Source organism: Actinophytocola algeriensis (assembly GCF_014203735.1).
GTDB classification, from domain to species: Bacteria; Actinomycetota; Actinomycetes; order Mycobacteriales; family Pseudonocardiaceae; genus Actinophytocola; species Actinophytocola algeriensis.
Window position 1 is genome coordinate 203771 of the sequence record NZ_JACHJQ010000007.1, and the last position, 25504, is coordinate 229274.

Annotated in this window: 24 protein-coding genes and 1 riboswitch; of the genes, 10 read left to right on the plus strand and 14 right to left on the minus strand. The window is 70.6% G+C overall.

Features of this window, described 5'->3' with window-relative positions; genetic code table 11:
- Window positions 1-119: 119 nt before the first annotated feature.
- The 5 genes from FHR82_RS32200 (at window position 120) to FHR82_RS32220 (ending at window position 4152) form a co-directional block, all read left to right on the plus strand.
- Window positions 120-764: a nucleoside/nucleotide kinase family protein gene (locus FHR82_RS32200; RefSeq protein ID WP_184814366.1), complete on the plus strand. Its 645-nt coding sequence runs from the start codon at window positions 120-122 to the stop codon at window positions 762-764.
- 112 nt (window positions 765-876) lie between these two features.
- Window positions 877-1302, plus strand: a complete 426-nt coding sequence (locus FHR82_RS32205; RefSeq protein WP_184814367.1) for an OsmC family protein — start codon at window positions 877-879, stop codon at window positions 1300-1302.
- A gap of 51 nt (window positions 1303-1353) precedes the next feature.
- Window positions 1354-1872, plus strand: a complete 519-nt coding sequence (locus FHR82_RS32210; RefSeq protein ID WP_184814368.1) for a GNAT family N-acetyltransferase — start codon at window positions 1354-1356, stop codon at window positions 1870-1872.
- 461 nt (window positions 1873-2333) lie between these two features.
- Window positions 2334-2960: a LysE family translocator gene (locus tag FHR82_RS32215; protein WP_184814369.1), complete on the plus strand. Its 627-nt coding sequence runs from the start codon at window positions 2334-2336 to the stop codon at window positions 2958-2960.
- 22 nt (window positions 2961-2982) lie between these two features.
- Complete coding sequence (locus FHR82_RS32220; protein WP_184814370.1) at window positions 2983-4152, plus strand: glycosyltransferase 87 family protein; 1170 nt, start codon at window positions 2983-2985, stop codon at window positions 4150-4152.
- Here the strand turns inward: FHR82_RS32220 and FHR82_RS32225 are convergent.
- From FHR82_RS32225 to FHR82_RS32245, 5 genes are all read right to left on the minus strand, one after another.
- Window positions 4085-5137 (minus strand): ABC transporter ATP-binding protein, encoded by a 1053-nt coding sequence (locus FHR82_RS32225; protein WP_184814371.1) that lies wholly within the window; start codon window positions 5135-5137, stop codon window positions 4085-4087. The two genes, FHR82_RS32220 and FHR82_RS32225, sit on opposite strands and share 68 nt — an antisense overlap.
- Window positions 5137-5958, minus strand: coding sequence for a carbohydrate ABC transporter permease (locus tag FHR82_RS32230; protein WP_184814372.1), 822 nt, complete (start codon window positions 5956-5958; stop codon window positions 5137-5139). Before FHR82_RS32230 ends, FHR82_RS32225 begins: the two co-directional genes overlap by 1 nt.
- Complete coding sequence (locus FHR82_RS32235; RefSeq protein WP_184814373.1) at window positions 5955-6845, minus strand: carbohydrate ABC transporter permease; 891 nt, start codon at window positions 6843-6845, stop codon at window positions 5955-5957. The genes FHR82_RS32230 and FHR82_RS32235 overlap by 4 nt, the downstream gene beginning before the upstream one ends.
- A gap of 56 nt (window positions 6846-6901) precedes the next feature.
- On the minus strand, window positions 6902-8305 hold the full coding sequence (locus FHR82_RS32240) for an extracellular solute-binding protein (RefSeq protein ID WP_184814374.1): 1404 nt from the start codon (window positions 8303-8305) through the stop codon (window positions 6902-6904).
- A gap of 264 nt (window positions 8306-8569) precedes the next feature.
- Window positions 8570-9727 carry a CehA/McbA family metallohydrolase gene (locus FHR82_RS32245; protein WP_221464537.1) on the minus strand — a complete coding sequence of 386 codons (1158 nt, stop codon included), beginning with the start codon at window positions 9725-9727 and terminating at the stop codon, window positions 8570-8572.
- 185 nt (window positions 9728-9912) lie between these two features.
- Here FHR82_RS32245 and FHR82_RS32250 point away from each other — a divergent pair, with 185 nt between their 5' ends.
- A complete protein-coding gene (locus FHR82_RS32250) occupies window positions 9913-10953 on the plus strand; it encodes an Lrp/AsnC family transcriptional regulator (protein WP_311771369.1) in 1041 nt (346 codons plus the stop codon).
- 1 nt (window position 10954) lies between these two features.
- Here FHR82_RS32250 and FHR82_RS32255 read toward each other — a convergent pair whose 3' ends face one another.
- The 4 genes from FHR82_RS32255 to FHR82_RS32270 form a co-directional block, all read right to left on the minus strand.
- Window positions 10955-11269 carry a hypothetical protein gene (locus FHR82_RS32255; RefSeq protein ID WP_184814376.1) on the minus strand — a complete coding sequence of 105 codons (315 nt, stop codon included), beginning with the start codon at window positions 11267-11269 and terminating at the stop codon, window positions 10955-10957.
- 66 nt (window positions 11270-11335) lie between these two features.
- On the minus strand, window positions 11336-12268 hold the full coding sequence (locus tag FHR82_RS32260; RefSeq protein ID WP_184814377.1) for an RluA family pseudouridine synthase: 933 nt from the start codon (window positions 12266-12268) through the stop codon (window positions 11336-11338).
- The gene (gene lspA / locus FHR82_RS32265; RefSeq protein ID WP_376706457.1) at window positions 12268-12837 is read right to left on the minus strand and encodes a signal peptidase II; all 570 of its coding nucleotides are present in this window, start codon (window positions 12835-12837) and stop codon (window positions 12268-12270) included. The genes FHR82_RS32260 and lspA overlap by 1 nt, the downstream gene beginning before the upstream one ends.
- Before the next feature lie 22 nt (window positions 12838-12859).
- Window positions 12860-14179, minus strand: coding sequence for an aminotransferase class V-fold PLP-dependent enzyme (locus tag FHR82_RS32270; RefSeq protein ID WP_184814379.1), 1320 nt, complete (start codon window positions 14177-14179; stop codon window positions 12860-12862).
- A gap of 38 nt (window positions 14180-14217) precedes the next feature.
- Window positions 14218-14346, minus strand: a riboswitch (SAM riboswitch).
- 71 nt (window positions 14347-14417) lie between these two features.
- Here FHR82_RS32270 and sthA point away from each other — a divergent pair.
- Window positions 14418-15821: a Si-specific NAD(P)(+) transhydrogenase gene (gene sthA, locus FHR82_RS32275; RefSeq protein ID WP_184814380.1), complete on the plus strand. Its 1404-nt coding sequence runs from the start codon at window positions 14418-14420 to the stop codon at window positions 15819-15821.
- A 37-nt stretch (window positions 15822-15858) separates the two neighbouring features.
- On the opposite strand, the gene FHR82_RS32280 is transcribed toward sthA, so the two are convergent.
- Both FHR82_RS32280 and FHR82_RS32285 read right to left on the minus strand, forming a co-directional pair.
- Window positions 15859-16080, minus strand: coding sequence for a hypothetical protein (locus tag FHR82_RS32280; protein WP_184814381.1), 222 nt, complete (start codon window positions 16078-16080; stop codon window positions 15859-15861).
- Between the two features lie 125 nt (window positions 16081-16205).
- Window positions 16206-17690: a potassium/proton antiporter gene (locus tag FHR82_RS32285; RefSeq protein ID WP_311771370.1), complete on the minus strand. Its 1485-nt coding sequence runs from the start codon at window positions 17688-17690 to the stop codon at window positions 16206-16208.
- Between the two features lie 104 nt (window positions 17691-17794).
- On the opposite strand from FHR82_RS32285, the gene FHR82_RS32290 reads away from it, so the two are divergent.
- On the plus strand, window positions 17795-18754 hold the full coding sequence (locus FHR82_RS32290; protein WP_184814382.1) for a M28 family metallopeptidase: 960 nt from the start codon (window positions 17795-17797) through the stop codon (window positions 18752-18754).
- On the opposite strand, the gene FHR82_RS32295 is transcribed toward FHR82_RS32290, so the two are convergent.
- Window positions 18744-19391: a TetR/AcrR family transcriptional regulator gene (locus tag FHR82_RS32295; RefSeq protein ID WP_184814383.1), complete on the minus strand. Its 648-nt coding sequence runs from the start codon at window positions 19389-19391 to the stop codon at window positions 18744-18746. The genes FHR82_RS32290 and FHR82_RS32295 overlap by 11 nt on opposite strands.
- A gap of 57 nt (window positions 19392-19448) precedes the next feature.
- On the opposite strand from FHR82_RS32295, the gene FHR82_RS32300 reads away from it, so the two are divergent.
- Both FHR82_RS32300 and FHR82_RS32305 read left to right on the plus strand, forming a co-directional pair.
- Window positions 19449-20060: an ATP-binding cassette domain-containing protein gene (locus FHR82_RS32300; RefSeq protein WP_184814384.1), complete on the plus strand. Its 612-nt coding sequence runs from the start codon at window positions 19449-19451 to the stop codon at window positions 20058-20060.
- The gene (locus FHR82_RS32305) at window positions 20047-21987 is read left to right on the plus strand and encodes a YhgE/Pip family protein (RefSeq protein WP_184814385.1); all 1941 of its coding nucleotides are present in this window, start codon (window positions 20047-20049) and stop codon (window positions 21985-21987) included. The genes FHR82_RS32300 and FHR82_RS32305 overlap by 14 nt, the downstream gene beginning before the upstream one ends.
- Here FHR82_RS32305 and FHR82_RS32310 read toward each other — a convergent pair.
- Both FHR82_RS32310 and ileS read right to left on the minus strand, forming a co-directional pair.
- Entirely contained in the window at window positions 21977-22228 is a 252-nt protein-coding gene (locus FHR82_RS32310; protein WP_184814386.1) for a DUF167 domain-containing protein, read from the minus strand. The genes FHR82_RS32305 and FHR82_RS32310 overlap by 11 nt on opposite strands.
- Before the next feature lie 104 nt (window positions 22229-22332).
- Complete coding sequence (gene ileS / locus FHR82_RS32315; RefSeq protein WP_184814387.1) at window positions 22333-25461, minus strand: isoleucine--tRNA ligase; 3129 nt, start codon at window positions 25459-25461, stop codon at window positions 22333-22335.
- Between the last annotated feature and the right edge of the window lie 43 nt (window positions 25462-25504).

Here is a 25504-nt window from a genome sequence, read left to right on the forward strand (position 1 = left end):
AGCTTGCGGAGCGAATCAGCGGACAGTTCGCGGAGCTTGCGGAGCGAATCAGCGGACAGTTCGCGGAGCTTGCGGAGCGAATCAGCGGACACTGCCCGGGCCGTTGGCATGATCGGGGCATGAGATTCCGGCCCATCTCGCCCGACCTGCTGCTCACCGAGGTGACCGAGACGATCATCACCCACGCAGGTGAGGAGTGGACCAGGGTGGGTGTCGACGGCGCGGCGCCCGCCGCGCCCGGCGCGTTCGCCGACCGCCTCGCCGACGCGCTGCGGCTGCGCGGGCGACCGGTCCGGCGGGTGTCCACGTCGGACTTCCTGCGGCCCGCGTCGCTGCGCTTCGAACGCGGCAGGACCGACCCGGACGCCCGCTACGACGACTGGCTCGACCTGGGCGGACTCGTTCGCGAGGTGTTCGAGCCGCTCGGACCCGGCGGTTCCGGGCGGATCCTGCCCACCCTGTGGAACGCCGAGGCCGACCGCGCCACCCGTGCGGAGTACGTGGACCTCCCGCCCGGCGGCGTGCTCGTGGTCGACGGCGAGCTGCTGCTCGGCCGTGGCCTCCCGTTCGACTGCTCCGTTCACCTCTGGCTCTCCCGTGCCGCGTTGCGCAGGCGCCTGCCGGAGGCCGACGCGTGGTCGCTGCCTGCCATCGAGCGGTACCACTCGACCGTGCGGCCCCTGTACACGGCCGACTTCGCGGTGCGGGTGGACGACCCGGCCCACCCCGCCCTTCTCGACGGCGACAGTGTATCGAACACCTGAGCGACAGTCTCGGGGTGGCTGGCACGCGGGTCACACACGCGCGCGGTTGTCGGTGGCGTGCGGCAGACTCAGGCCCGGCACTCGACTGTCCACCGCTCTGAGGGAGTAACACATGGCAACCACCCGCACCGCGAACGCCCACTGGGAGGGCGCGTTGCTCGACGGCTCCGGCACCGTGTCGCTGGACTCGTCCGGCATCGGCACCTACGAGGTGTCGTGGCCGTCCAGGGCGAACGAGGCGAACGGCAAGACCAGCCCGGAGGAGCTCATCGCGGCGGCGCACTCGACGTGCTACTCGATGGCACTCTCGCACGGGCTGGCCGGCGCGGGCACCCCGCCGCAGTCCGTCGACACCAAGGCCGAGGTGACCTTCCAGCCGGGTGAGGGCATCACCGGCATCCACCTGACCGTGCGGGCCAGCATCCCCGGCATCTCGGCGGAGGACTTCGCCAAGGCCGCCGAGGACGCCAAGAAGAACTGCCCGGTGTCGGCGGCGCTGACCGGCACGACGATCACGCTGGACGCCGAACTCGTCTGACTTCGCTCGTCAGGCATCGCTCCCGGTCATGCCCGCGCGTACGGTGCGGGCATGACCGAGGGGATACGCCTGCGTCCGGTGACCGAACCGGACCTCGACACGCTCGACGAGATGTTCGCCGACCCGGCCCAGGTCGGCGAGTTCAACTGGAGCGGCTTCAGCGACCCGAGCCCGTGGCGGCGCCGGTACGCGGAGAACCGCCTGCTCGCCGACGACAAGAGCGTGCTCATGATCGAGGCCGAGTCGGCGACGGTGGGTTTCGTGTCGTGGTACCGGCTGCAGACCGGGCAGGCGGCGCACGTCTTCCAGTTCGGGATCAGCCTGCTGCCCCCTGCGCGGGGGCGTGGGCTGGGGACGGCCACCCAGTCGTTGCTCGCGCGGTACCTGTTCGCGCAATCACCGGTGCACCGGATCCAGGCCGTGACCGAGGTTGAGAATGTCGTTGAGCAGCGGTCTCTGGAGAAGGCGGGGTTCGTGCGGGAGGCGGTGCTGAAGGAGCACACCTGGCGGGACGGTGCCTGGCGGGACGAGGTGCTGTACCGGATGCTGCGCAGCGAGCTGCCTGCCTAGTGCTGTGTCCACCAACGTTGCCAGGTCCTCCGGCGGGTCCGGCCAAGCCACGGTGATCGCCGTACCGGGACGGGCTGGTATTGCCGTGAAAGGCGCGTTCAGGACATCGCCAGCGCTGTGAAAGGCGCGTTGAGGGCGTTGAGCGCCCTGAAAGCGCCCTTCACGGCATGGCCAACGCCGTGAAAGCGCCTTTCACAGCACAACGGCACGCCGCGATGGTGCGGGAGACGCCGGAGGCAAAACCCACCCGGCGAGAACGTCCGGCGAGGACAAACCACGAACCCCCGGCCAACGCAAGTGGACACAGCACTAGCAGTCAGCCCGGCAGGCCCCCGGGGTCCGCGGCCGGGTGGTGCGGCGCGACCTCACCGCGGTGGGCGCGTTCGATGACGAGCACGCGCAGTGTTCCACGAGCCGGGAAACCGTGCGACCACGTCAGCCGGGTTGACCATGATGGCCACATGGACCCCTCGATCCTGCTGGCCTTCGCCGTCGCCTGTGTCGTGATCAGTGTCGTGCCAGGGCCCGACATGATGTTCATCCTCGCCAACGGCATCGCGCGTGGGCGGGCCGCCGGGGTGGTCGCGGCGGCGGGCATGTCGACCGGGCTCGCGGGGCACACGGTCGCCGCGGCGCTCGGGCTCGGGGCCGTGTTGCAGGCCGCGCCCGTTGCGCTCGACGCGGTCCGGTTCGTGGGTGCGATCTTCCTGGTCTACCTGGCGATCAGCGCGTTGCGGTCGGCCAAGGACGTCGCCGAGACCGCGCAGGCGAAGTTCGGCGGGCGGTCGTTGCGCCGCACCTACCTGATGGCGACGCTGGTCAACCTGTCCAACCCCAAGGTCGTGCTGTTCTACCTGGCGTTCTTCCCGCAGTTCGTGACCGAGGGCGGCTGGGCGATGCCGGTCCAGTTCCTGGTCATGGGCGGGATCCTCATCGTGCTCGGCTTCTGCGTCGACGCGACCGTCGGGCTCGCGGCCGGCGCCTTGTCCGCGCTGCTGCTGCGCAGGCCGGCGGTGCGGCGCTGGCTGAACCGGGTGTCGGCGGCCATCTTCGGTGCGCTCGCGGTGCGGCTGGTCGCCGACCGCTAGGCTCCCCCGCCGGGGGTGAGCCGTGGCGCGTCGATCGGGGGTCCTGGCGGTCGGCGGCGCCTGCCTGGTCGCGGCGGCCGTGCTGCTCCTGCTCGTCGACTGGGCCAACTTCATGGACCTGCGGGTCTACCGCGCGGGCGGGCAGGCCTTCATCGACGGGTTCGGCCTGTACTCCGACGGGTTCGGCCGCGAGTACGGCACCGGTCTGCCGTTCACCTATCCGCCGGTCGCGGCGATGCTGTTCACCACCCTCGCCGTGGTGCCCGTCGCGGTGGCGGTCGCGGTGTTCACCGCGGTCTCGCTGGGTGCGCTCGCGGCCGTCGCGGTCATGGTGGTCCGGCGGCCGGTCACGCTGGTCGCCGCCGCCTTCGCGTTCGGGGTCGTGCTCGAACCGGTGCGCCTCACGCTCAGCTTCGGGCAGATCAACCTGGTACTGATGGTGCTCGTGGTCGCCGACTGCCTGCTGCCGCGCATGTGGTGGCCGCGCGGCACGCTGATCGGGCTCGCGGCCGCGGTCAAGCTGACCCCGTTCGCGTTCCTGCTGTACTTCGCCGCGCACCGGCGGTGGCGGCCGGTGGTCACCGCGGTGGGCGCGTTCGCCGCCGTGTCACTGCTGGTCTGGGCGCTGGCTCCCGAGGACACCCCGGCCTACCTGTCGACCGTGCTGGGCGACCCGACGAAGATCGGCGGGCTGACCTACACGGGCAACCAGTCGCTCAACGGGTTCTGGCACCGGCTCGGGCTCGGCGACACGCTCACGACCGCGCTGTGGCTCGCGTCCGCGCTGGTCGTTGCCGCGCTGGGCTGGGTCGCCGTGCGCAGAGCCCGCGTGGCGGGGGACGACCTCGGCGCGCTGCTCGCCGCCGCGACCGCCGGGCTGCTCGCCTCGCCGGTGTCCTGGTCGCACCACTGGGTGTGGGCCATGCTCGCCGGGGCCTGGCTCGTGCCACGACTACGCGGATGGCGCTGGCCAGGGCGGATCGCCGCCGTCGCCGGTCTCCTCGTGTTCGTCGCGCCGCCGCACTGGGTGCTGCCCAACCGGTACGACCGCGAGCTGAACTGGTCGTGGTGGCAGCACGTCGTCGGCAACGAGTTCACCTGGTTAGGGCTCGCCCTGCTGGTGACTACAGCAGTCGTGTCGTCTCGGCGTCGTACACCAGCAGCCTGCCGGGAGCGGGTGCCGCGGTCATAGCCGTGCCCACCCGCGGTTCCTCGTGTTCCGGCACCGTCAGGCCGACGAGGACGTCGCCGGGGCACTCCAGTGTCACCAGGGACGTCACGCCCAGGTTCTCCACGATCGACACCGTGCCCGTGATGCCCTCCGCCGCGGGCGCCAGGTACTCGGGCCGGATGCCGGCCACCACCTTCGTACCGTCCGCGAGCGACAGGTCCGGCGACGCCAGGCGGGCGCCCGCGACCTCGACGAACCCGTCGTGCGCCGTGCCGGTCAGCAGGTTCATCGGCGTGGACCCGATGAAGTTCGCGACGAACGTGTCCGCCGGCCGCTGGAACACGTCCTTCGGCGTGCCCAGCTGACGGATGCGGCCGTCGGCCATGACCGCGATCCGGTCCGCGAGCGCCAGCGCCTCCGCCTGGTCGTGCGTCACGAACACCGTGGTCAGGCCCAGCTCGCGTTGCAGCCGCTTGAGGAACGTGCGTGCCTCCAGCCGCAGCCGCGCGTCCAGGTTGGACAGCGGCTCGTCCAGCAGCAGCACCTGCGCCTCCATGGCGATCGCCCGCGCCAGCGCCACCCGTTGCTGCTGCCCGCCGGACAGCTGGGCAGGCCGCCGCTCCAGCAGCTCCGCCAGCCCGAGTCCGGCGGACGTGGTGCTCGCCGCGTCCTGTTGCGCCTGTTTCGACGCCCTGCGCACCCGCAGCGGGTACGCGATGTTCTGCGCCACCGTCATGTGCGGGAACAACGCGTAGTCCTGGAACACCATCGCCACGCCGCGCTTTCCCACGTCGGTGCGGGTGACGTCCCCGCCGCCGAGCGAGATCGTGCCCGACGACGACCGCTCCAGCCCGGCGATGGTCCGCAGCAGCGTGGTCTTGCCGCACCCGGACGGACCGAGCAGCGCGAAGAACTCCCCGTCGTCGATCGACAGGTCCAGGTCGTCCACCGCGCGCACCCCGTTGGGGTACACAGTGGACAGACCGGTCAGCTCGATAGCCGCCATCAGGCCTTGATCCCTCCGTGGAAGCGGAACCCGTACCGCTTGCTGACGAACAAGTACAGCGCCACCACCGGGATCGCGTAGAGCAGCGAGAACACCGGGATCACCGTCAGGTTCGCGCTGCCGCCCTCGTCCTTGAGCGTGCGCAGCAGCACGGCCGCCGGCTGCCCTGAGACATCGCGCAGCAGCAGGAACGGCAGCAGGAAGTTGCCCCAGGCCTGCACGAACGCCCACACCATGATGGTCGCGATGCCCGGCCGCGCCACGGGGAGCACGACGTGCAGCAGCACCTGTCCCGGCGAGGCGCCGAACACCCGCGCGGACTCCTCGTAGCTGCGGGGCACCGAGTCGATGAAGTCCTTCAGGATGAAGATCGCCGCGGGCAGCATGCCACCCGCGATCACCAGGCCCGTCGCGTACTGCGAGTTGATCAGGCCGAGCTGGAACATCATCACGAAGATCGGCACCATCGCCGCGGTGCCGGTGACCACGCTGGACAGCAGCAACAGCACGTACAGCAGCGCGTCGCGGCCCGGGATCCGCACCCGCGACAGCGCGTACGAGGCGAGCGTGCCGAGTACCGTGGTCACGAGCGTCGCCACCGCGCACAGCACGATCGAGTTCAGCAGCGACCCGAGCGCGTAGGGGTGCTCGAACGTGATGCGCCAGTTGTCGAGCGTCCAGTCCGGCCAGCGCAGGCCGACGCCGGGGTCGCTGTCGAACGGGGCGGACGCGAGCCACAGCATGGGGATCGCGAAGAACGCCAGCAGTGCCGCGATCAGCACCGTGTACAGCGTGCGGCGCAGCATGGCGTGGAAGGTCATGACCGCCTCCGCAGCAACAGCAGGTACAGCAGTGCCACCACGAGGTTCACGATCAGCAGCAGGAACGAGATGGCGGCCGAGTAGCCGAGCTCGCCGTTCGTGATGGCCTGCTGGTAGATGAACACCGGCAGCGTCTCCGACTCGTGGTTCGGCCCGCCCGCGGTGAGCAGGAACGGCGTGAAGTCGTTGGCGGTCCACAGTGAGATCAGCAGCGTGTTGGTGAGCACGTGCCCGCGGATGTGCGGGAACACGATGTCCCGCACGGTCTGCCAGCCGCTCGCGCCGACCGTCCTCGCCGTCTCCAGCTGCGACGGCGGCACCGCGGCCAGCGCCGAGCTGTACAGCATCATAGAGAACGCGGTGCCGCGCCACGTGTTGAAGACGATCAGCGACGCCATCGGGTACTCGACGAGCCAGGCCGTGGACTCGTTGCCCAGCAACGCGTTCAGCGTGCCGCCGTCGCGGTCGAGCACGGCCGTCCACAGGTAGGCGACGACCACGCTCGGCAGGATCCACGCGAGCAGCACGAGTGCCTCGACGACCCGCCGGACCACGGGTTTCGCCGACCGCAGCACCCATGCGAGCCCGAACCCGAGCAGGTTCTGGCCGAGCACCGCGGACCCGAGGACGAACACCAGCGTCAGCCACAACGCGTTGCCGAACAGGGCGTCGTCGAGCGCCCCGAGGAAGTTCTCGAGCCCGACGAACGCGGGCGCGACCGACGCGGGCCCGGTGAGCGTGTAGTTCGTCAGTCCGATGTAGATGGTCCACAGCGCCGGGAAGACGAGGAACAGCCCGATGAGCAGGAGCGCGGGCGATACGAAGGCGACCGCCCGCGCCACACCCAGCCCGGAGGTGTCCCGTGTCCGATTGGTCGCCGCGCTCATCCCCCGCCCACCACCCCTACCCACTTCATCGCCGTCTTCCCTCGCTCCGCTCCCGGCTACCCCCGGGCAACCTTGTCCTCGCCCACTTCCTTGACCAGCGCGTCCTGGTAGGCCGCCGCGGCCTCGTCGGCGGACTTGCCCGCGATGACGTCGGCGGTGGCCTGCTGCAGCGCGCTGGACACCTTCGGGTAGTCCGCGAGACCGGGCCGGAAGCGGGTGATCGGCAGGACCTCCTCGGCGATGAAGCTCAGCATCGGGTCGTTCTGGAGGACTTCCTCGTTCACGTCCTGGCGCTGCGTGACCTGGGCCGTGTCGCCGAGCCGCGCCTTGGTGGCCGCCGCCGAGTTCATGAACTCGAGCAGCTCCCACGCCTGCTGCGGGTACTTCGTGTTCGGGTTGATCACCCGCACCGACCCGCCGGACATGCTCACGAAGTCCTGCCCGCCGACGCCGGCGCCTGGGTTCATGGCGGGGATCTTCGCCCAGCCGACGGCGGCGTCCCGGTCGGCCATCTTGGCCACACCCACGGTCGGGTCGACGACCGAGCGCCAGAAGTAGTCGCTCTCGAACAGCATGCCGACCTTGTTCTGCGCGAACAGCTCGAACGACTTGTCGCGGCCCTTGGCCTCCTGCGCGAGCAGCGGGTCGCCGAGCTTGCCGCCGTAGACCTGCTGGTAGAAGTCGAGGACCTGCTTGACGTTCTCGGTGGCGCCCTGCCACTTGCCGTCCTGGTTGATCTCCGCTCCGGTGCTCGCGAGCAGCGGCAGGACGCCCTGCATGGTGGTCGCCTCGGTCATCGCGGTGCCCGCGTTGAGCTGCATGGGGATGACGCCGGGCAGCTGCTTGAGGGAGACGGCCGCCGCGGTGATCTCGTCCCAACTGGTCGGCTGCCAGTCCGCGGGCAACCCGACCTGCGCGAACAGCTTCTTGTTGAAGAAGATCACGCGCCCGTCGGTGCCGACCGGGATGCCGTACCGCTTGTCCTCGAACTCGCCGACCGCCTGGACCGCGTCGGGGATCTCGCCCCAGCCGTCCCACCGGTCGACCTCGTCCTTGCCGACCACGTCGTCGAGCGGCCGCACCTGGCCGCCCTGCGCGAACTCACCGAGCCAGATCCCGTCGATCTCGACGACGTCACCACCGATGTCGGTGTTGAAGTCGAGCGCGATCTTGGCCTTGTAGTCCGCGTCGTCCACGCCGATGCCGTCGTACTTGACGGTCACGTTGACGCCCTTGTCCTTCTGCTGCGTGGTGAACTCGGGGATCACCCAGTCGGTGACCCACTTCGCGGTGAGTTCGTTCTTCCCGCCCGCCACCGCGTTGGCTGTGACGGTGAGGGTCACGTCCTTGGCGTCGGCGTTGCGGCCGGTGTCCGACTCCTGCTGCTGCCCGAGGCAGCCGGCCAGGGCCATCGTCGTGACCGCGGCCGCGGTCAACGCCAGCGTGCGGCGAACTCGCATCTCGGCACCTCTCGTCATCGAGTCCGTTGGTCTTTCACCAACAGTGGTCCGAACAGGACGGAGATTAGTGCCGATGGCACCCACAGCGCGAGCACAGCTTGGCCGCAACGCCCACCGAAGGCATGGGCGCAAGCCCACAGCGGCCGTCGGTTCTCGATATCAAGCCGGAGTTATCCACAGGCGACGGCCGCGGCCCCCCGAAATCCAGCGTAACGGCGAGCACCGACAGAAACGGCCGCCGGACGACGAGCCTGTGGACAACCGTCAGCGCGGCGTACCGGCTAATGCCAGCACCGATCCGTCATGCCCGCACAACACGTGCCCATGCGGCCCAGGCGGGTCGAACGTGTCCCGGTCGAACCGAACCTTGTGCGTGACGTCCCGCCCGATGACCAGCGTGCCCGGCGCGTCCAGCGCGATCACCTTGCCGTCCACCGGCAGCAGCACCGGTCCCGTCCGATCGGCGGAAACAGCCGTTCGCCCGGCCCGCAGGCCCTCCAGTACCGCGGGGACCAGCTCCTCGGCGTTACGCGCATGCGAGTCGACGGCCACCCACGTCGTCGGCGCGCCCAGCCGCACCCCGTCGTCGGGCACGTGGAAGTCGCTGCCGCCGATCGGGGTCGCCTCGCTGCCCCATGCCTGCCACCACGCCACCGGGCCGCCCCAGTTGGGTGCCTGCCAGCTGGAGTGCCACACCTCGGCCAGCGGCGGGTGCTCGGGCAGCGGGTGCCGCCACGCGCAGTCGCCGCCGAGTGGATGGTTGATCGACAGCAGGCCGCCGCGTTCGCGGACGGTCTTCACCCAGTTGGCGGCCGGTTCGCGGAAGTCGATCCAGCCGATGTCGCCGTAGGCGTTGGCGTGGCCGAACTCCGTGGTGACCTCCTGACCGGGGATCAGCGCGATCCCGTAGTGGCGGCCGATCTCCGCCAGTTCGGCGTGGTGGCTCACCGTGTTGTGGTCGGTGACCGCCAGCGCGTCCAACCCGGCGGCCACCGCCGAGGCGGCCAGTTCGGCCACGGTGAGCGAACCGTCGGAGTGCAGTGTGTGTGCGTGCAGGTCGACGGCGACCCAGCGCAGCCCGGCGGCGGCGGGCAGGCCGCGCGGTCGCGGCTTCGCGGGGACGGGCGGGTTGGGACGCAGCGGGGCGGGTCGCGCGTCGGTGTCCGTCTCGACGGTGACCGTCACCTCCACGCCCTTGGCGGGAATGCGGTGCAGGCCCAGCACCACGTGCCACTCCCCCGGCTCCAGTTCGCCGGGCACGTAGCCGGGGGTGGCGGCGTCGGGAGTGATCACGTAGCTCGTGCGGGCGCCACCCGACCAGCCGCGCCAGCCGTTGGCACCGTCGCAGCCCAGGTCGACGACCGCGCCCGACGCCGGGTCGAACTCCAGCGATACGGCGATGGACCGGCAGCCGGAAGGCACGTCGAAAGGGAGTAGGGGCCAGTGCTTGTCGGCTCGTAAGTCGCGGGTCCAGAAACCTCTGTGGATCGTGGGGGCACCCATGGCGTAGATCCTGCCAGTAACGATCCGGGCAGCGGAGAGGAGAATGACCCGCTTGGGCGCGGCTCCCGCCGCGATGATCGAGTGGACGGGGTAGCGTGCGAGCCGTGACGGATCCGGTTGACGCCCGCCTGCTCGGCGTGGTTGCCGAGATGGGCAGAGCAGCGGTGCACGAGGTCGCCGCCCGTGTGGGAATGGACCCCCGGGAGGTCGCCTCTCGGCTCGTCGCGCTCTCGGCGACCGGGTTGCCCCTGCTCGTGGGTGTCGAGTGCGACCCGGCCCGGCTCGGTCAGGTGGCCGCCGCCGCGATGGCCGCCTCCTCACCGCCGTACGGCGTGCAGAACCCGTACGGACAACAACAACAGCAGCAGTACCCGCCGTCCGGGCCGATGCAGACGCCCTACCCGCCACCACCGCAGCAGCCACAACCCCAGCCACAGCCCCAGATGGGTCCGCCGTCCGGGCCGCATTCCGTGCCGCAGCCGATGATGCCGCGCACGGGGCCGCCCAGCGCGCCCTTCCCCGCGCAGACCGGGCCGCCGAGCCAGCCGTTCCCCGCGTCCGTGCCGCAACCAGTACAACAGCAGCAGGCGCAACCGTTGCCGCAGGTCGAGGCGCCGATCAGCATGTGGGGTCCGCCGCAGACCTCGACGTGGGCACGCGGCGACGCACCACCCCAGGATGTGACACAGCCCACGGTTCGGCCGGACCGGGCGGAACCGGATGTGCGGCAGGGCAAGGTCGGTTCCGCGCTGCAGACGGAAGGCCTGGAGGGCGAGCGGCTGTCGATCACGCTCGTGGAGGTCGTCGACCCGGCGGACTACCTGTTCACCGCGGCCGGATACCGGCTGCAGGAAGGTGAGCGGTCGGTGGTCGTGCACACCGAGCTGACCAACCGGGGCGCGGTGGCGTTCCAGTCGCTGCCGGACCTGTACCTGGTGCTGGTGACGCCGGACGGCAAGACCATCTCGAAGGCGCCGGTGTCGCTGTCGTCGCGGCCGCCGCACCGGATCGGCGTCCCGCCGGGCGACACGCAGGGCGGGCACACGGTGTACGTCGTGCCGGAGAACACCGAGGTCACGTCGGTCCGCTGGAGCCCCCGCCCCGACGAGGAGTCGCGCTCGCTGACGTGGACCGTCGAGAACTGACCTACTTCTCCGGCGCCCGGAACATCCGCGCCATCCACCCCTTGCGCTTCTCCGGCTCCTGCTCGCTCGGCGGCTGGCGCACGACCGGGATCGGTGACGTGGGCGGCTCCTGGCGCTGCGCCTGGTAGTCCGGCTCGGGTCTGTAATGCGCCTGTCGTCCCGGTGTATGTCGCCCCTGTGTCTGCCGTCCCGGTGGCTCGGGATCCGGTTCCAGGTCGAACGGCGACTCCGGAGGGCCGCCACCGATCACCGAGGGCGCGACGCCGTCCTCGAGGAAGTGCTCCACCGGGTCGCCGTCAGCTCTGTCGCCGCGCACTCGCACCACCCCACCCTCGCTGGTTGCGGACCAAAGTACGCGAAAACCGGCGACAGGTGGAGGACCTCAGCTCTCGGCCGCCAGACGGTCCAACGCTTTCTGCAGGTCTTCCGGGTACTCACTGGTGAACTCGACCCACCGGCCGTCCGCCGGGTGGTCGAACCCGAGCCGCCGCGCGTGCAACCACTGGCGGGTCACGCCGAGCCGCTTGGCGAGCGTCGGGTCGGCGCCGTAGGCGAGATCGCCGACGCACGGGTGCTTCAGCGCCGAGAAGTGCACGCGGATCTGGTGCGTGCGGCCGGTCTCCAGCTTGATGTCGACCAGTGACGCGGCGCGGAACGCCTCGATCGTCTGGTAGTGCGTGACGCTGGGCCTGCCACCGGCGACGACCGCGAACTTGTAGTCGTGCTTGGGGTGCCGGTCGATCGGCGCGTCGATGGTGCCCGACGACGGATCCGGGTGCCCCTGCACGAGCGCGTGGTAGCCCTTGTCGACCGTGCGCTCCTTGAACGCGCGCTTGAGCACCGTGTACGCGTGCTCGCTCTTGGCCACCACCATGACCCCGGTCGTGCCGACGTCGAGGCGGTGCACGACGCCCTGGCGCTCCGCGGCGCCGGACGTCGACACCCGCACACCCGCGGCGGCGAGCCCGCCGATGACGGTCGGCCCGGTCCAGCCAGGGCTCGGGTGCGCCGCGACGCCGACGGGCTTGTCCACGACCACGACGTCGTCGTCCTCGTGGACGATCACCATGCCGGGCACCTCGATCGCGGGCGCCGGGCCACCGTCCTCGCGCTCCGGGTCCGGGATCGTGACCTCCAGCCAGGCGCCGGCGGTGAGCTTGTCCGACTTGCCCGCGGTGCGGCCGTCGAGCAGCACGTCGCCGGACTCGGCGATCGCGGCGACCACCGTGCGGGACAGGCCGAGGAGCTTCGCGAGGCCTGCGTCCACGCGCATGCCGTCGAGCCCGTCGGGGACGGGGAGGGTGCGCGCGGTCATCACTTGTCCTTCTTGTCGGAGGTACGGCGGCCGTCGTAGTCGCGGCCGAGCAGTGCCATCAGCACGATCAGCGCACCGCCGACGCAGATGGCCGAGTCGGCGATGTTGAACACCGGGAACGCCTCGCCGTTCGCCGCGAACGGCGACAGGAAGTCGACGACGTGGCCGTGCATCGCGCCCGGCGCCCGGAAGAAGCGGTCGAGGAGGTTGCCGAGGGCACCAGCCAGCACCAGCGCGAGGCCGACGGCCCAGCCGGCGGACCGCAGCTTCGGCATCACCCAGATGATGCCGACGACCACGGCGAGCGCGATGAGCGTCAGCACCCACGTCATGCTGGTCGCCATGCCCCACGCGGCGCCCGGGTTGCGGACGATCTGCAGGTAGAACAGCCCGCCGAGGACACGAACGGGCGGCTCGTGCTCCAGCCCGGCCAGCGCGAGCTGCTTGGTGATCTGGTCGATGACCAGCACGACCGGCGAGACGGCCGCGACGAGCCACACCTTCCTCGGTGGCAGCGGCGCCACGGGTGGCGCCGCGGTCTCGGGATCGGCTTTCGGCTCGTCGGTCACGAAGCCATTGTCCACGTGCCGTTCACAGGTCGGACAGGAAGGCCGGTAGCGGCCTGGTGTCCTCGCCCGGCGCGTACCTGCCGTCGACCAGCTCGTAGTGCCCCGCCGGGCCGTCGGTGACCAGCCGCCGCAGTGCGGTGAGCAGGCGGTCGACGTGCTCCGCGGTGCTGCCGAGGCCGAGGCTCGCGCGCAGCGCACGGCCCTCGGTGAGCCGGTTCACCGCGATGTGCGCGCAGAACGCGCCGTCCCGCACCCCGATGCCGTGCTCGGCCGACAGGTAGGCGGCGACCAAGCCGGGGTCGTGGCCCTCGACGGTGAAGCTGACGACGCCGACCCTGGGCGTGTCCGCGCCGAGGATCGACAGCTGCCGCACGCCGGGGATGCTCGCGAGCCCGGTCCGCAACCGGGCGAGCAGCTCCTCCTCGTGCGCGACCACCGCGTCCCACGAGCGGCCGAGGGTCTGGCAGGCGACGGCGAGCGCGTACGCGCCGACGACGTTCGGCGACCCGGCCTCGTGCCGCTCCGGCCCGTAGTTCCACGACACCGCGCGCTCGGTGACCAGCCGGGTCGCGCCGCCACCCGCGAGGTACGGGTTGGCGGCACGCAGCCAGTCCGGGCGCCCGACCAGCGCGCCGGCGCCGAACGGGGCGTACAGCTTGTGCCCGGACAGGACCACGTAGTCGACGTCCAGCTCACGCACGTCGACCGGCCGGTGCGGGGCGAGCTGGGCGGCGTCGAGCGCGATGCGGGCGCCGTGGCGGCGCGCGACGGCGGCCAGGCGGGTGACCGGCCACAGCTCACCGGTGACGTTCGTGGCGCCGGTGACCACGACGAGCCGCGGCCCGGTCGGCGTCCGCGCGAGTGCCTCGTCGAGGTCGCGCTCGACCTCGGCGGTCGGCGTCACGCGGTACACGTGCGGGCCGCGCCACGGCAGGAGCGCCGCGTGGTGGTCGGTGTCGAACACGACCACCGAGGTGTTCGCGGGCAGGGCCCTGGCCAGCAGGTTCAGCGCGTCGGTGGTGTTGCGGGTGAAGACCACCTCGTCGGTGCGGCGGGCGCCGACGAACTCGCGGACCACCTGCCGGGCGCGCTCGTAGATCTTCGTGGAGACCTGGGAGGCGAACCCGGCGCCGCGGTGCACGCTGGCGTACCAGGGCAGGAACTCGTCGACGGCCTGCTGGACCGCGTTGAGACAGGGTGCGCTGGCGGCGTGGTCGAGGTTGGCGTACTGGACCTGCGTGCCGTCGGTGAGCGGCACGGTGAGCCTGCTGCCCGCGACGGACGGCAGGTTCGTGTTCGGTCCTTCGACAGCGGCTCGGGCGTGGGGTATCGCGAGGGTCATCTCGGGCGCCTCCTGGGGTCGGGGACCCCGTCCCCAGGGGCCCGCGCTTGCCCGCCCACACGTCGCGGGGGGCCTGGTCTTCACCCGGGGCACCCCACCGCGGTTGGAGGGTTGCCGGCCAGCAAGCCGGGGCTTCGCAGTGTCACCTGCAGCTGGCACTCATGACCTTCGTGAAGAAAAGGTAGCCGATCGGCCGTTCGGCTGTCCAACGGATGTGACGGTTGCCAGACTGAACCGCATGACTGAATACGACGTGCTGGTACTCGGTTCCGGACCGGGCGGGCAGAAGGCCGCCATCGCGGCGGCGAAGCTCGGCGCGTCGGTCGCGCTGATCGAGCGGCGCAACATGATCGGCGGCGTGTGCATCCAGACGGGCACCATCCCGTCGAAGACGCTGCGCGAGGCGGTGCTGTACCTGACGGGCATGAACCAGCGGGAGCTCTACGGGCAGAGCTACCGCGTCAAGGACGACATCACCATCGGCGACCTGACCGCTCGGACGTCCCACGTGGTCGGTCGCGAGGTGGACGTGATCCGCAGCCAGCTGGCCCGCAACGGGGTCACGCTGCTGCCCGGCATGGGCCGGTTCGTGGACCGGCACACGGTGCAGGTGGCCGACGGCACCGGGCAGGAACGCACGGTCACCGCGGAGAAGATGGTGATCGCCACCGGCACCAAGCCCGCCCGTCCATCCACTGTGGACTTCGACGAACAGACGATCGTCGACTCGGACGGGATCCTCGGCCTGGCGCGGATCCCGCGGTCCATGATCGTGGTCGGCGCCGGGGTGATCGGCATCGAGTACGCGTCGATGTTCGCCGCGCTCGGCACCAAGGTCACGGTGATCGAGCAGCGGATGCGCATGCTCGAGTTCTGCGACACCGAGGTCGTGGAGGCGCTCAAGTACCAGCTGCGCGACCTGGCGGTGACGTTCCGGTTCGGCGAGACGGTCACCGCGGTCGAGCGGTACGCGAAGGGCACGGTCGCGATCCTGGAGAGTGGCAAGAAGATCCCGGCCGACACGGTGATGTACTCGGCGGGGCGGCAGGGCATGACCGAGGCGCTGGACCTGCCGGCGGCGGGCCTGTCGGCGGACAAGCGCGGCCGGATCAAGGTCGACTCGAACTTCCGCACCGAGGTGGACAACATCTACGCGGTCGGCGACGTGATCGGCTTCCCGGCGCTGGCGGCGACGTCGATGGAACAGGGTCGGCTGGCCGCGCACCACGCGTGTGGCGAGCCGGTGCACGAGATGCACGCCCTGCAGCCGATCGGGATCTACACCATCCCGGAGATCTCCTACATCGGACGGACCGAGGACGAGCTGACCGAGCAGCGGGTGCCGTTCGAGGTCGGCGTGTCCCGGTACCGCGAGCTGGCCCGCGGGCAGATCATCGGCGACTCGTACGGGGTGCTGAAGCTGCTGGTGTCGCCGGAGGACCGGTCGCTGCTGGGCGTGCACGTGTTCGGCACCAACGCGACGGAGCTGGTCCACATCGGACAGGCCGTCATGGGGTGCGGCGGCACGGTCGACTACCTCGTCGACACCGTGTTCAACTACCCGACGCTGGCGGAGTCGTACAAGGTGGCTGCCCTGGACGCGACGAACAAGATGCGTCAGATCAGCATGCTGACGGACTGAACCGGCGTTCGCTCCGCAAGCTCCGCTCCGAGGCCGGTCAGTAACCCGGGTCCAGCGCGTACAGCTCCAGCTTCGAGCACTGGGTGCACCGGTAGGCCTCGATCTCCCACTTGTCCTTGAAGGCCTGCTTCGGTCCACCGAAGATGCCGCGCTCCATGGCACCGCGCACCCACTTGTTCTCCAGGCCCTGGCGCGCGTCGACGATCCAGCCGGGCTCCAGCGTCTCGTTGCCACAGGACGAACAGCTCTTCTCCGCCATGGGTGGACCGTAACCGACCATCGAGCCCACGGTGGCCGAAACGGAGATGGTCGTGACGAGTGGACATGCGGCCAGGTGTGGGGTGCGTTGCGGGTTGTGGTGAATGGCCCATTTCGGACGCGGCGCTAGTCAGCGCCGGTCTCACCGCGCCAGCGGGCGAAGCGGCCCGCGCGGTCGACGGCGCGGATGCGGTGCTCCGTCGCCGTGCGGACCTGTTCGGTCGCCACCACCAGCAGCTGGTCGCGTTCCTGAACGCGGGTCGACGAGCTCGGGGTGTGGCCGACGCCGTCGCGGACCAGCAGGCTCACGGTGGCTCCGGCGGGGAGGCGCAGCTCCGACAGGTACACGCCGTGCAACTTCGAACCGGTGGGCACGGTGAACGTCAGCAGCACGGCACCCAGCTCGTCGAGCGGCGCGGCGTCCACGTCGACCTCGCGGGTCTCCCCCGGCTTGGCGAGCCCCAGGACCCTGGCGACCAGCGGCAGCGTGCTGCCCTGCACGATCGTCAGCACGATGACCAGCACGAACACCGCGTCGACGAGTTTGTCCGCGCCCGGTACGCCCCCGGTGATGGGGATCATCGCCAGCACGATCGGCACGGCGCCGCGCAGGCCCGCCCACGACAGGAACGCCTGTTCCCGCCACGGCACGCGGAACGGGGTCAGCGACACCGCGACCGAGATGGGCCGGGCGAGGAACGTGACCACGACGCCGGCGACGAGGCCGGGGACGACCGCGTCCAGCAGCCGTTCCGGGGACATGAACAGTCCCAGCAGGACGAACAGGCCGATCTGCGACAGCCAGCCGAGCCCCTCGGCGAACGACAGGGTGTCGTTGCGGTGCGGGAGCTTCGAGTTGCCGAGCACGAGCGCCGCGATGTACGCGGCCAGCAGCCCGGACGCGTGCACGAACGACCCGGACGAGAACGCCAGCACCGGCACCGAGACCGTCGCCAGTGGGTAGAGACCGGTCGCGGGCAGTGCGGCCCGGCGCAGCGCGCGCACGCCGACCCACCCGAACCCGACACCGAGCAGCCCGCCGACCGCCAGCTCGTACACGGCGAACAGCGGGTCGGCCCACGTCGCGGTGCTGCCGGACACCAGCAGCACCACCACCAGGTACGCGGCCGCGTCGTTCATGCCGGACTCGAGCTCCAGCGCGCCGACGAGCCGTCTGCCCACGGAGATGGTGCGCAGCACGCTGAACACGGCGGCCGCGTCGGTGGACGCGAGGACCGCACCCCAGAGGAGCGCGTACCGCCAGTCGAACCCGAGCAGCCAGTGCAGCGCCGCGCCGGTGATCGCGATGCTCACGGCGACAGCCACAGTGGACAGCACGACCCCTGGCCAGAACGACGACTTGACGTCCGACCACCGGGTGGTGAGGCCGCCCTCGGTGAGGATCAGCACCAGCGCGGCCAGCCCGAGCGACTCGGTGAGCGACGCGTTCTCGAACTCGATGCCGATGCCCGCCTCGCCGAGCAGCACCCCGATCGCGAGGTACAGCACCAGCGACGGGAAACCCAGCCGCACCGACACCCGCACCGCGAGCACGGAGATCAACAGGACCGCGGCGACAGCCCCGAGCACCACCGAAAGCTCCTGGGCCACACCTTCCTCCTGACCGCCGAACCGGAAAATCCCGACGAACGAACCTACCGGCTCATGCGGCCTGTTGACACGCTGAGCAGGGTCTTCGACTGCTGGGAGTTGCCATGATCACTCGCTGGTCCCCCGCCATCGTCGCCCTGGTGTGGGCCACGGTCACGGCCTGCGCCAGCGCGGGCGCGTCCCCCGATCGGCTGGAAGTCGTTTCGCCCCAAGCAGGTCCGGACATCCCCGTGGCGGAGGTCCAGGCGCACCTGACCGAGCTGTCGCGGATCGCGGGCGAGAACGGCGGCAACCGGGCGCACGGGCAGCCGGGCTACCGGGCCGGGCTGGACTACGTCAGGGCGCGGCTCGACGAGGCCGGGTACACGACCGCGCTCCAGGAGTTCACGGCCGCCGGCGCGACCGGCTACAACCTGGTCGCGGACTGGCCGGGCGGCGACGAGAACGCGACGGTCATGTTCGGCGGCCACGCCGACAGCGTCAGCGCGGGCCCCGGCATCAACGACAACGGCTCCGGCTCGGCCGGGCTGCTCGAGGTGGCGCTGACCGTCGCCGAGCAGAACCTCCAGCCGACGAAGCACCTGCGGTTCGCCTGGTGGGGCGCGGAGGAGCTGGGGCTCGTCGGCTCGACCCACTACGTCGAGAACCTGCCGGACGCCGAGCTCGCGAAGATCGCGGGCTACGTAAACTTCGACATGATCGGCTCGCCGAACGCCGGCTACTTCGTGTACGCGTCGGGCAGCCAGCCACCCGGTTCGGACCAGATCGAGAAGGTGCTCGCGGACTACTTCGTCTCGATCGGCGTGCAGCCGGAGACGACGGAGGTCGGCGGGCGTTCCGACCACGCCGCGTTCGCGCGGGCCGGCATCCCGACCGGCGGCACGTTCACCGGCGCGGAGCAGGCCAAGACCGCCGACCAGGCGGCCAAGTGGGGCGGCACGGCCGGGGAGGCGTTCGACCCCTGTTACCACCGCGGCTGCGACACGCTCGACAACATCGACGCGACCGCGCTCGACCGCAACACGGACGCGATCGCGACGGCGGTGTGGACCCTCAGCGCCTGACAGGTCGCTCCGCTCCCATCCGCGTCACCGCGTTCACCAGCAGTGGCACCACACGGCGCGTGATGTCGTCCGGTCCGCTCCGCTCCACATAGGACTGGGCGACACCGCCGTCGTGCACGGCGAACAGCCAGCGGATGAGGACCTCGAGCGGCACGGTCAGCTCCCGGCCGAACCGCTCGACCACCTCGGCGAACCGGGCGGCGAAGCTCGCCCGGACCCTCGCGCGCGCGGCCGCGTACGCCTCGCCCGCCGCCGGGTCGCGCACGGCGTGCAGCGCGAACTCCGTGTTGACGAGGTACCACCGGCGGTCCTGCGGGATGGCCTCGACGAGCTCGGCCAGCGCCGTCTCCAGTGAGTCGCCGGCAGAGGGGGCCAGGTCGGTCAGCGTCTCGAGGACCCGGTCGGCCTGCCGGTCGTACAGCGCCACGAACAGCTCCTCCTTGGACGAGAAGTTGCTGTAGAACGCGCCGCGGGAGAACCCCGCCCGCTCGCAGACGTCCTCGACCGACGTGCCGTAGAAGCCGCGTTCCGCGAACGCGTCGAGCGCCGCGTCGAGCAGTCTGGCTTGCGTCTGGCGCCGCTTGCGGGAGAGTGGTCGCGTGACGGACGCCTCGTCGCTGTCAAGTCGCTGACCCATGCCCCCAAGAGTACATTCCTGTATCGGATACGGCAGTGTATTTTTTTGGGAGGCGGCATGATCGAGGCGACCGGGCTGGGTCTGCGTACGCGCCACGGGTGGGTGTTCCGTGACGTCGATCTGACGGTGGCCGCAGGCGAGGTGGCCGCCGTGGCCGGGCCGTCGGGCAGCGGACGCACGATGCTGCTGCTGGCGCTCGCGGGGCGCGCCCGGCCCAGCGCCGGTGAGCTGCGGGTCGGGGACGCCGTCTCGCGGCCGGACATCCGCCGTCAGGTCACCGTCGCCCGCGCCACCGGTGCGGTCGAGCTGGATCCGGATCTCACGGTCGGCGACAGCAGGCGGGAGGCCGGGCTGCTCTTCTACGGCGCCGACCTCGACCGGGCCGAGGAGCTGGCCGGTCTCGACCTCGACTCGGCCACGGTGGTCGGGGACCTCGCACCTGACGACCTCGCGTTGTTCTCGCTGGCGCTGGCCGCGGCGGGCCAGCCTGCCGCGCTGGTGCTCGACGACGTCGACCTGCGGGCCACGCCCGCGCAGCAGCACCGGATCTGGGCCGGGCTGCGTGCCGTGGCCGGGACGGGGATCGCCGTGGTCGCCAGCGCCGTCGAGGTCCGCCAGGCGGGAGTTGTGCGCACGCTGCGGCTGGGGAGCGACCGTGCGGCCGTTTAGGTTGGCGTGGTTCGAGATCAAGCGGTTCCGCACGCCGCTGCAGCGGCTCGCGCTCGTGTTCGTGGTGCTGGTGCCGTTGCTGTACGGCGGGTTGTACCTCTGGTCGAACTGGGATCCGTACGGGGACCTCGACCGGATTCCGGTCGCGGTGGTCAACGAGGACCGGCCCGTGTCGGTCAACGGGCAGACCGTGGACGCCGGGTCGTCGTTCGTGGCCGAGCTGAAGAAGGACCCGATCTTCGACTGGCGCTTCGTCGACCGGGACGAGGCCGCTCGCGGAGTGCGCGACTCCGACTACTACTTCGAGATCTCCGTGCCCTCGGACTTCTCGCGCAAGCTGGCCAGTGGTGCGGACGACAAGCCAGAGCGTGCGCGGATGTTGATCACGCTCGACGACGCCAACGGGTACATCGTCGGGAAGATGGCCCAGACCGTGCAGTCCGAGCTGGAGAACAAGATCAGCGCGGCCGCGGTGTCGGCGTACTTTCAGTCCGTGTTCGACAACCTCGAGCAGTTGCGGGATGGCGTGCACCAGGCCGAGGACGGGGCCGTCCAGTTGCGGGACGGGGCCTCTGCCGCCGAGAAGGGCAGTGCGGACCTGTCGTCCGGTCTCGGTGAGCTGAAGGCCGGTGCGGACAGGCTCGCGCCCGGGGCTCAGCAGGTGTCCGACGGGGTGTCGGCCATCGCGGATGTGGTGGTGCCCGCGGCCGGGACGATCGCCGATGCTCTGCCGTCGTTCACGCAGACCGCCGCCGATGCCGCTGCTGGCGCTGACTCGCTCGCCGGTACGGCCGCTACCGCCGCCGGCACCGTTGCCGGTGGCGCTGACTCGGTGCAGGCGCGGGTGACCGCGCTCGGGCAGGCGCATCCGGAGTTGCAGGCCGATCCCGCCTATCAGGAGCTCGTTCGGGTCACGGGGGACGCTGCCGGGTTCGCGAACCAGGTCAGCACGTCGGCGGGCGCGGTGAAGACCGCCACGGCGACGGTGAACGGGCACGCCGAGCAGCTCGCGCAGGACGCGCCCCGGTTGCAGGCCGAGGTGCGGGACGCGGCGACCAGGATCTCCGCGCTGGACTCGGGTGCCGCCGAGGTCGCGTCCGGTGCGGCACGACTGGACGCGGGACTGGGCACGGCGGCTTCCGGTGCCACGTCGTTGCACGACGGGGTCGCGAAGCTGTCGTCCGGTGCTTCGTCGCTGGCCGACGGCCTCACCGACGCCGAGTCCCGGATCCCGGTGCTGTCGGACGACCAGAAGAAGTCGAACGCGTCGACGCTGGCGTCGCCGGTCGACGTGGCCACCGAGAACCTGCACCCGGCGGGCACCTACGGGCGGGGGCTGACGCCGTTCTTCTTCGCGATCGCGCTGGTGGTCTTCGGGATCACGGCGTTCCTGATCCTGCGGCCGGTGTCCGCGCGGGCACTCGCGTCCCGGGCCGGGGACGTCACCGTGGCGCTGGCCGGGTGGCTGCCCGCCGCGGTCGCCTGCGCGGTCGGCGGGCTGGTGCTGTTCCTCGTGCTGGACGTGTTCCTCGCGCTCGCCCCGGTGCACGCGTGGGCGATGATCGGGTTGGTGGTGCTGGCCGCGCTGGCGTTCACCGCGATCGCGCACATGTTGCGGACGTGGCTCGGCGGGGTGGCCAGCGCGGTGATCCTGGTGCTGTTGCTGTTGCAGCTGACCACGTCCGCCGGGACCTACCCGTACGAGACGCTGCCCGGGTTCTTCCGCGGCCTGCACCACGTGTTGCCGATGACGTACTTCGTCGACGGGCTGCGGGTGACGATCACCGGTGGCAACGGGGCACACCTGGTGCGGGACGTACTGGTGCTGGCCGGGTTTCTGGTGGTCGCGCTCGCATCGACCACCCTGGTGGTGCGGCGCAAGCGCGAGTGGACCGTCTCGAAGCTGAAGCCCGAACTCAGCCTCTGAGCTCGGCGAGGCGGTCGTGGTCGTCGGGCAGCTCGACCACCTTGTCCCGGCTCCGTTCCCCGGCCACGATCACCACGTCCTGTCTGCGGACACCGAAGGCCCTGGCCAGCGCCTTGCGGACGGCGTCGTTGGCCTTGCCGTCCACCGGTGGGGCCTGGACCGCCACCACCAGCGCGTCGCCGTGGGTGCCGCCCACGGATTCCTTCCTGGCGCCCGGTTTCACCCGGATGTCGACGCGCATGCCGCTCCCCGCACCACCGGTTCGGTCCTCAGTAGACGATCGCAGGCTTCCCGCGGTGAGAAGGGCCCGCCAGAACGTGCCGGCGGGCCCTTCTCACGTGCCGGCTACGCCTTCGCGACCGTCACCGCGACCTCGGTGCCGTCGCCCACCGTGCCAGCGAAGCCCGTCGCCGGGCCGTAGGTGACCTCGTTCGCCAGCGTCTCGCCCGCGAGGAACTCCTCGTGCGTCCGGATGGCCGCGACCACCTCGTCTGGGGCCTGGACCGTCACCGTGATGCGGTCCGCCACGTCCAGGTCGGCGTCGCGGCGAGCCTGCTGCACCACCCGGACCAGGTCGCGGGCGACACCTTCCGCTTCCAGCTCGGGTGTGGTCGCGGTGTCCAGGACCACCAGGCCCGACGAGTTCGGCAGTTCGCCTGTCGCGCCCGTGTCCGTCGCCACCAGCCTGCGCTGGAACTCACCCGGCAGCAGCTCGATGCCCGCCGCCACCACCGTGTCGCCGTGCGCGACCCACTCGCCTGCCTTGACCGCTCGGATGACCTTCTGGGTGTCCCCGCCCAGCCTCGGACCGCAGGCCCGCGCGTTGACGACCAGTTCGAAGTGGCCGTGGGCCGCCACGTCCGTGGTCAGCTCCACCTGCTTGACGTTCACCTCGTCGGTGATCAGGTCCGTGAACGGCGCCAGCGACTCGGCGTCCTCCGCCGCCACCGTCAGCTTCGCCAGCGGCAGCCGTACGCGCAGCTTGTTCGACTTGCGCAGTGCCAACGCCGCCGAGCAGACCTGACGCACCCGGTCCATCGCCGTCACCAGTGCCGCGTCGGCGGGGAGCAGGTCGTCCGACGGCCAGTCCGCCAGGTGTACCGAGCGCTCGCCCGTCACGCCGCGCCACACCGCTTCCGCGGTCAGTGGCAGCAGCGGGGCCACCACCCTCGACACGACCTCGAGGACCGTGTGCAGGGTGTCGATGGCGTCCTTGTCGCCCGACCAGAAGCGGTCCCGGGAGCGGCGGACGTACCAGTTGGTCAGTGCCTCCAGGTACTCACGCACCCCCGCGCACGCGCCCGACAGGTCGAAGACGTCCAGCGCCGCCCTGGTGTCGACCACCAGCTCCTGCGTCTTCGCCAGCACGTACCTGTCCAACACGTGCTTGGAGTCCGCGCGCCACTCGCCTTCGACGCCCTCCGCGTTCGCGTACAGCGCCAGGAAGTACCACGTGTTCCACAGCGGGAGCACCGCCTGGCGGACGGCATCGCGGATGCCGCGTTCGGTGACCACCAGGTCGCCGCCGCGGAGGATGGGGGACGACATCAGGAACCAGCGCATGGCATCGCTGCCGTCGCGGGAGAAGACCTCGTTGACGTCCGGGTAGTTCTTGCGGGACTTGGACATCTTCTGGCCGTCGTCGCCCAGGACGATGCCGTGCGCCACGCAGTTGCGGAACGCGGGACGATCGAAGAGCGCCGTGGCCAGCACGTGCATGGTGTAGAACCAGCCGCGGGTCTGGCCGTTGTACTCGACGATGAAGTCACCGGGGTAGTGGTGCTCGAACCACTCCCGGTTCTCGAACGGGTAGTGCACCTGGGCGTAGGGCATCGAACCCGACTCGAACCAGCAGTCCAGGACCTCCGGGGTCCTGCGCATGGTCGACTGGCCCGTCGGGTCGTCCGGGTTCGGCCTCGTCAGTTCGTCGACGTACGGGCGGTGCAGGTCGGTCGGGCGTACGCCGAAGTCGCGTTCGAGCTCGTCCAGTGAGCCGTACACGTCGACCCTCGGGTACTCCGGGTTGTCCGACACCCACACCGGGATCGGGCTGCCCCAGAAGCGGTTGCGGGAGATCGACCAGTCACGGGCGTTCTCCAGCCACTTGCCGAACTGGCCGTCCTTCACGTGCCCGGGGACCCAGTTGATCTGCTGGTTCAGCTCGACCATCCGGTCGCGGAACTTGGTCACCGCCACGAACCACGACGTGACCGCGCGCTGGATCAGCGGGTTGCCGCAGCGCCAGCAGTGCGGGTAGGCGTGGTCGTAGGTCTCCTGCCGCAGCAGCTTCCCGGCCGCCTTCAGGTCCTTCATGATCTGGCCGTTGGCCTCGGATAGCACGTGCATGCCCTCGTAGGGGGGCACGGTCGCGTCGAAACGGCCGTGGGCGTCCACCGGCGTGACCGGGGTGATGCCCGCCGCGTCGGTGACGACCTTGTCCTCCTCACCGTAGGCGGGGGCGATGTGCACGATGCCCGTGCCGTCCTCGGTGGTGACGTAGTCGGCGGCCAGGATCCGGTGCGCGTTCTCCGTGCCGGCGAAGAAGTCGAACGGCGGCGTGTACGCGCGGCCCAGCAGGTCGGCACCCTTGTAGCGGGCCACCACCGGCGGGTCCTCGCCCAGCTCGCGGGCGTAGGCCGCCACGCGGGCCTCGGCCAGCAGGTACCTCTCGCCATTTGCCTCGACCGTCACGTAGTCGACGTCCGGGTGGACCGCCATCGCCAGGTTCGACGGGAGCGTCCACGGGGTCGTCGTCCAGATGAGGGCCAGCTCGCCGGACTCGAGACGGAGGCCGACGGTGACCGCCGGGTCCTGCCGGTCCAGGTAGACGTCGTCCATCTTCGTCTCGGTGTTGGACAGCGGCGTCTCGCAACGCCAGCAGTACCAGAGGACGCGGTAGCCCTCGTACACCAGGCCTTTGTCCCAGAGGGACTTGAAGGCCCACATGACGCTCTCCATGAAGTCGAGATCGAGCGTCTTGTAGTCGTTGTCGAAGTCGACCCAGCGGGCCTGGCGGGTGACGTAGTCGCGCCACTGGTCGGTGTACTGCAGCACGGAGGTGCGGCACGCCTCGTTGAACTCGGCGATGCCCATCTCCTCGATCTCGGCCTTGGTCTTGATGCCGAGCTGCTGCTCCGCCTCGAACTCGGCGGGCAGGCCGTGGGTGTCCCAGCCGAACCGGCGCTCGACGTGCTTGCCACGCATCGTCTGGTAGCGCGGCACCACGTCCTTGACATAACCGGTCAGCAGGTGGCCGTAGTGCGGGAGGCCGTTGGCGAAGGGCGGGCCGTCGTAGAAGACGAACTCGTTCGAGCCGTTCTCGCCTGCCGGGCGCGCTTCGACGGACGCGACGAAGGTGCGGTCGGTCTCCCAGTAGTCGAGCACGACCTGCTCGAGGTTCGGGAAGGACGGCTGCGCGGGTACGCCACGATCCGAGCCCTGGTCAGAGCCGAACCGCGCCTTGGGATATGCCATCGGGGTCCTCGTGGTCCATCAGTCGTGTGATCGCGTGTGCGCT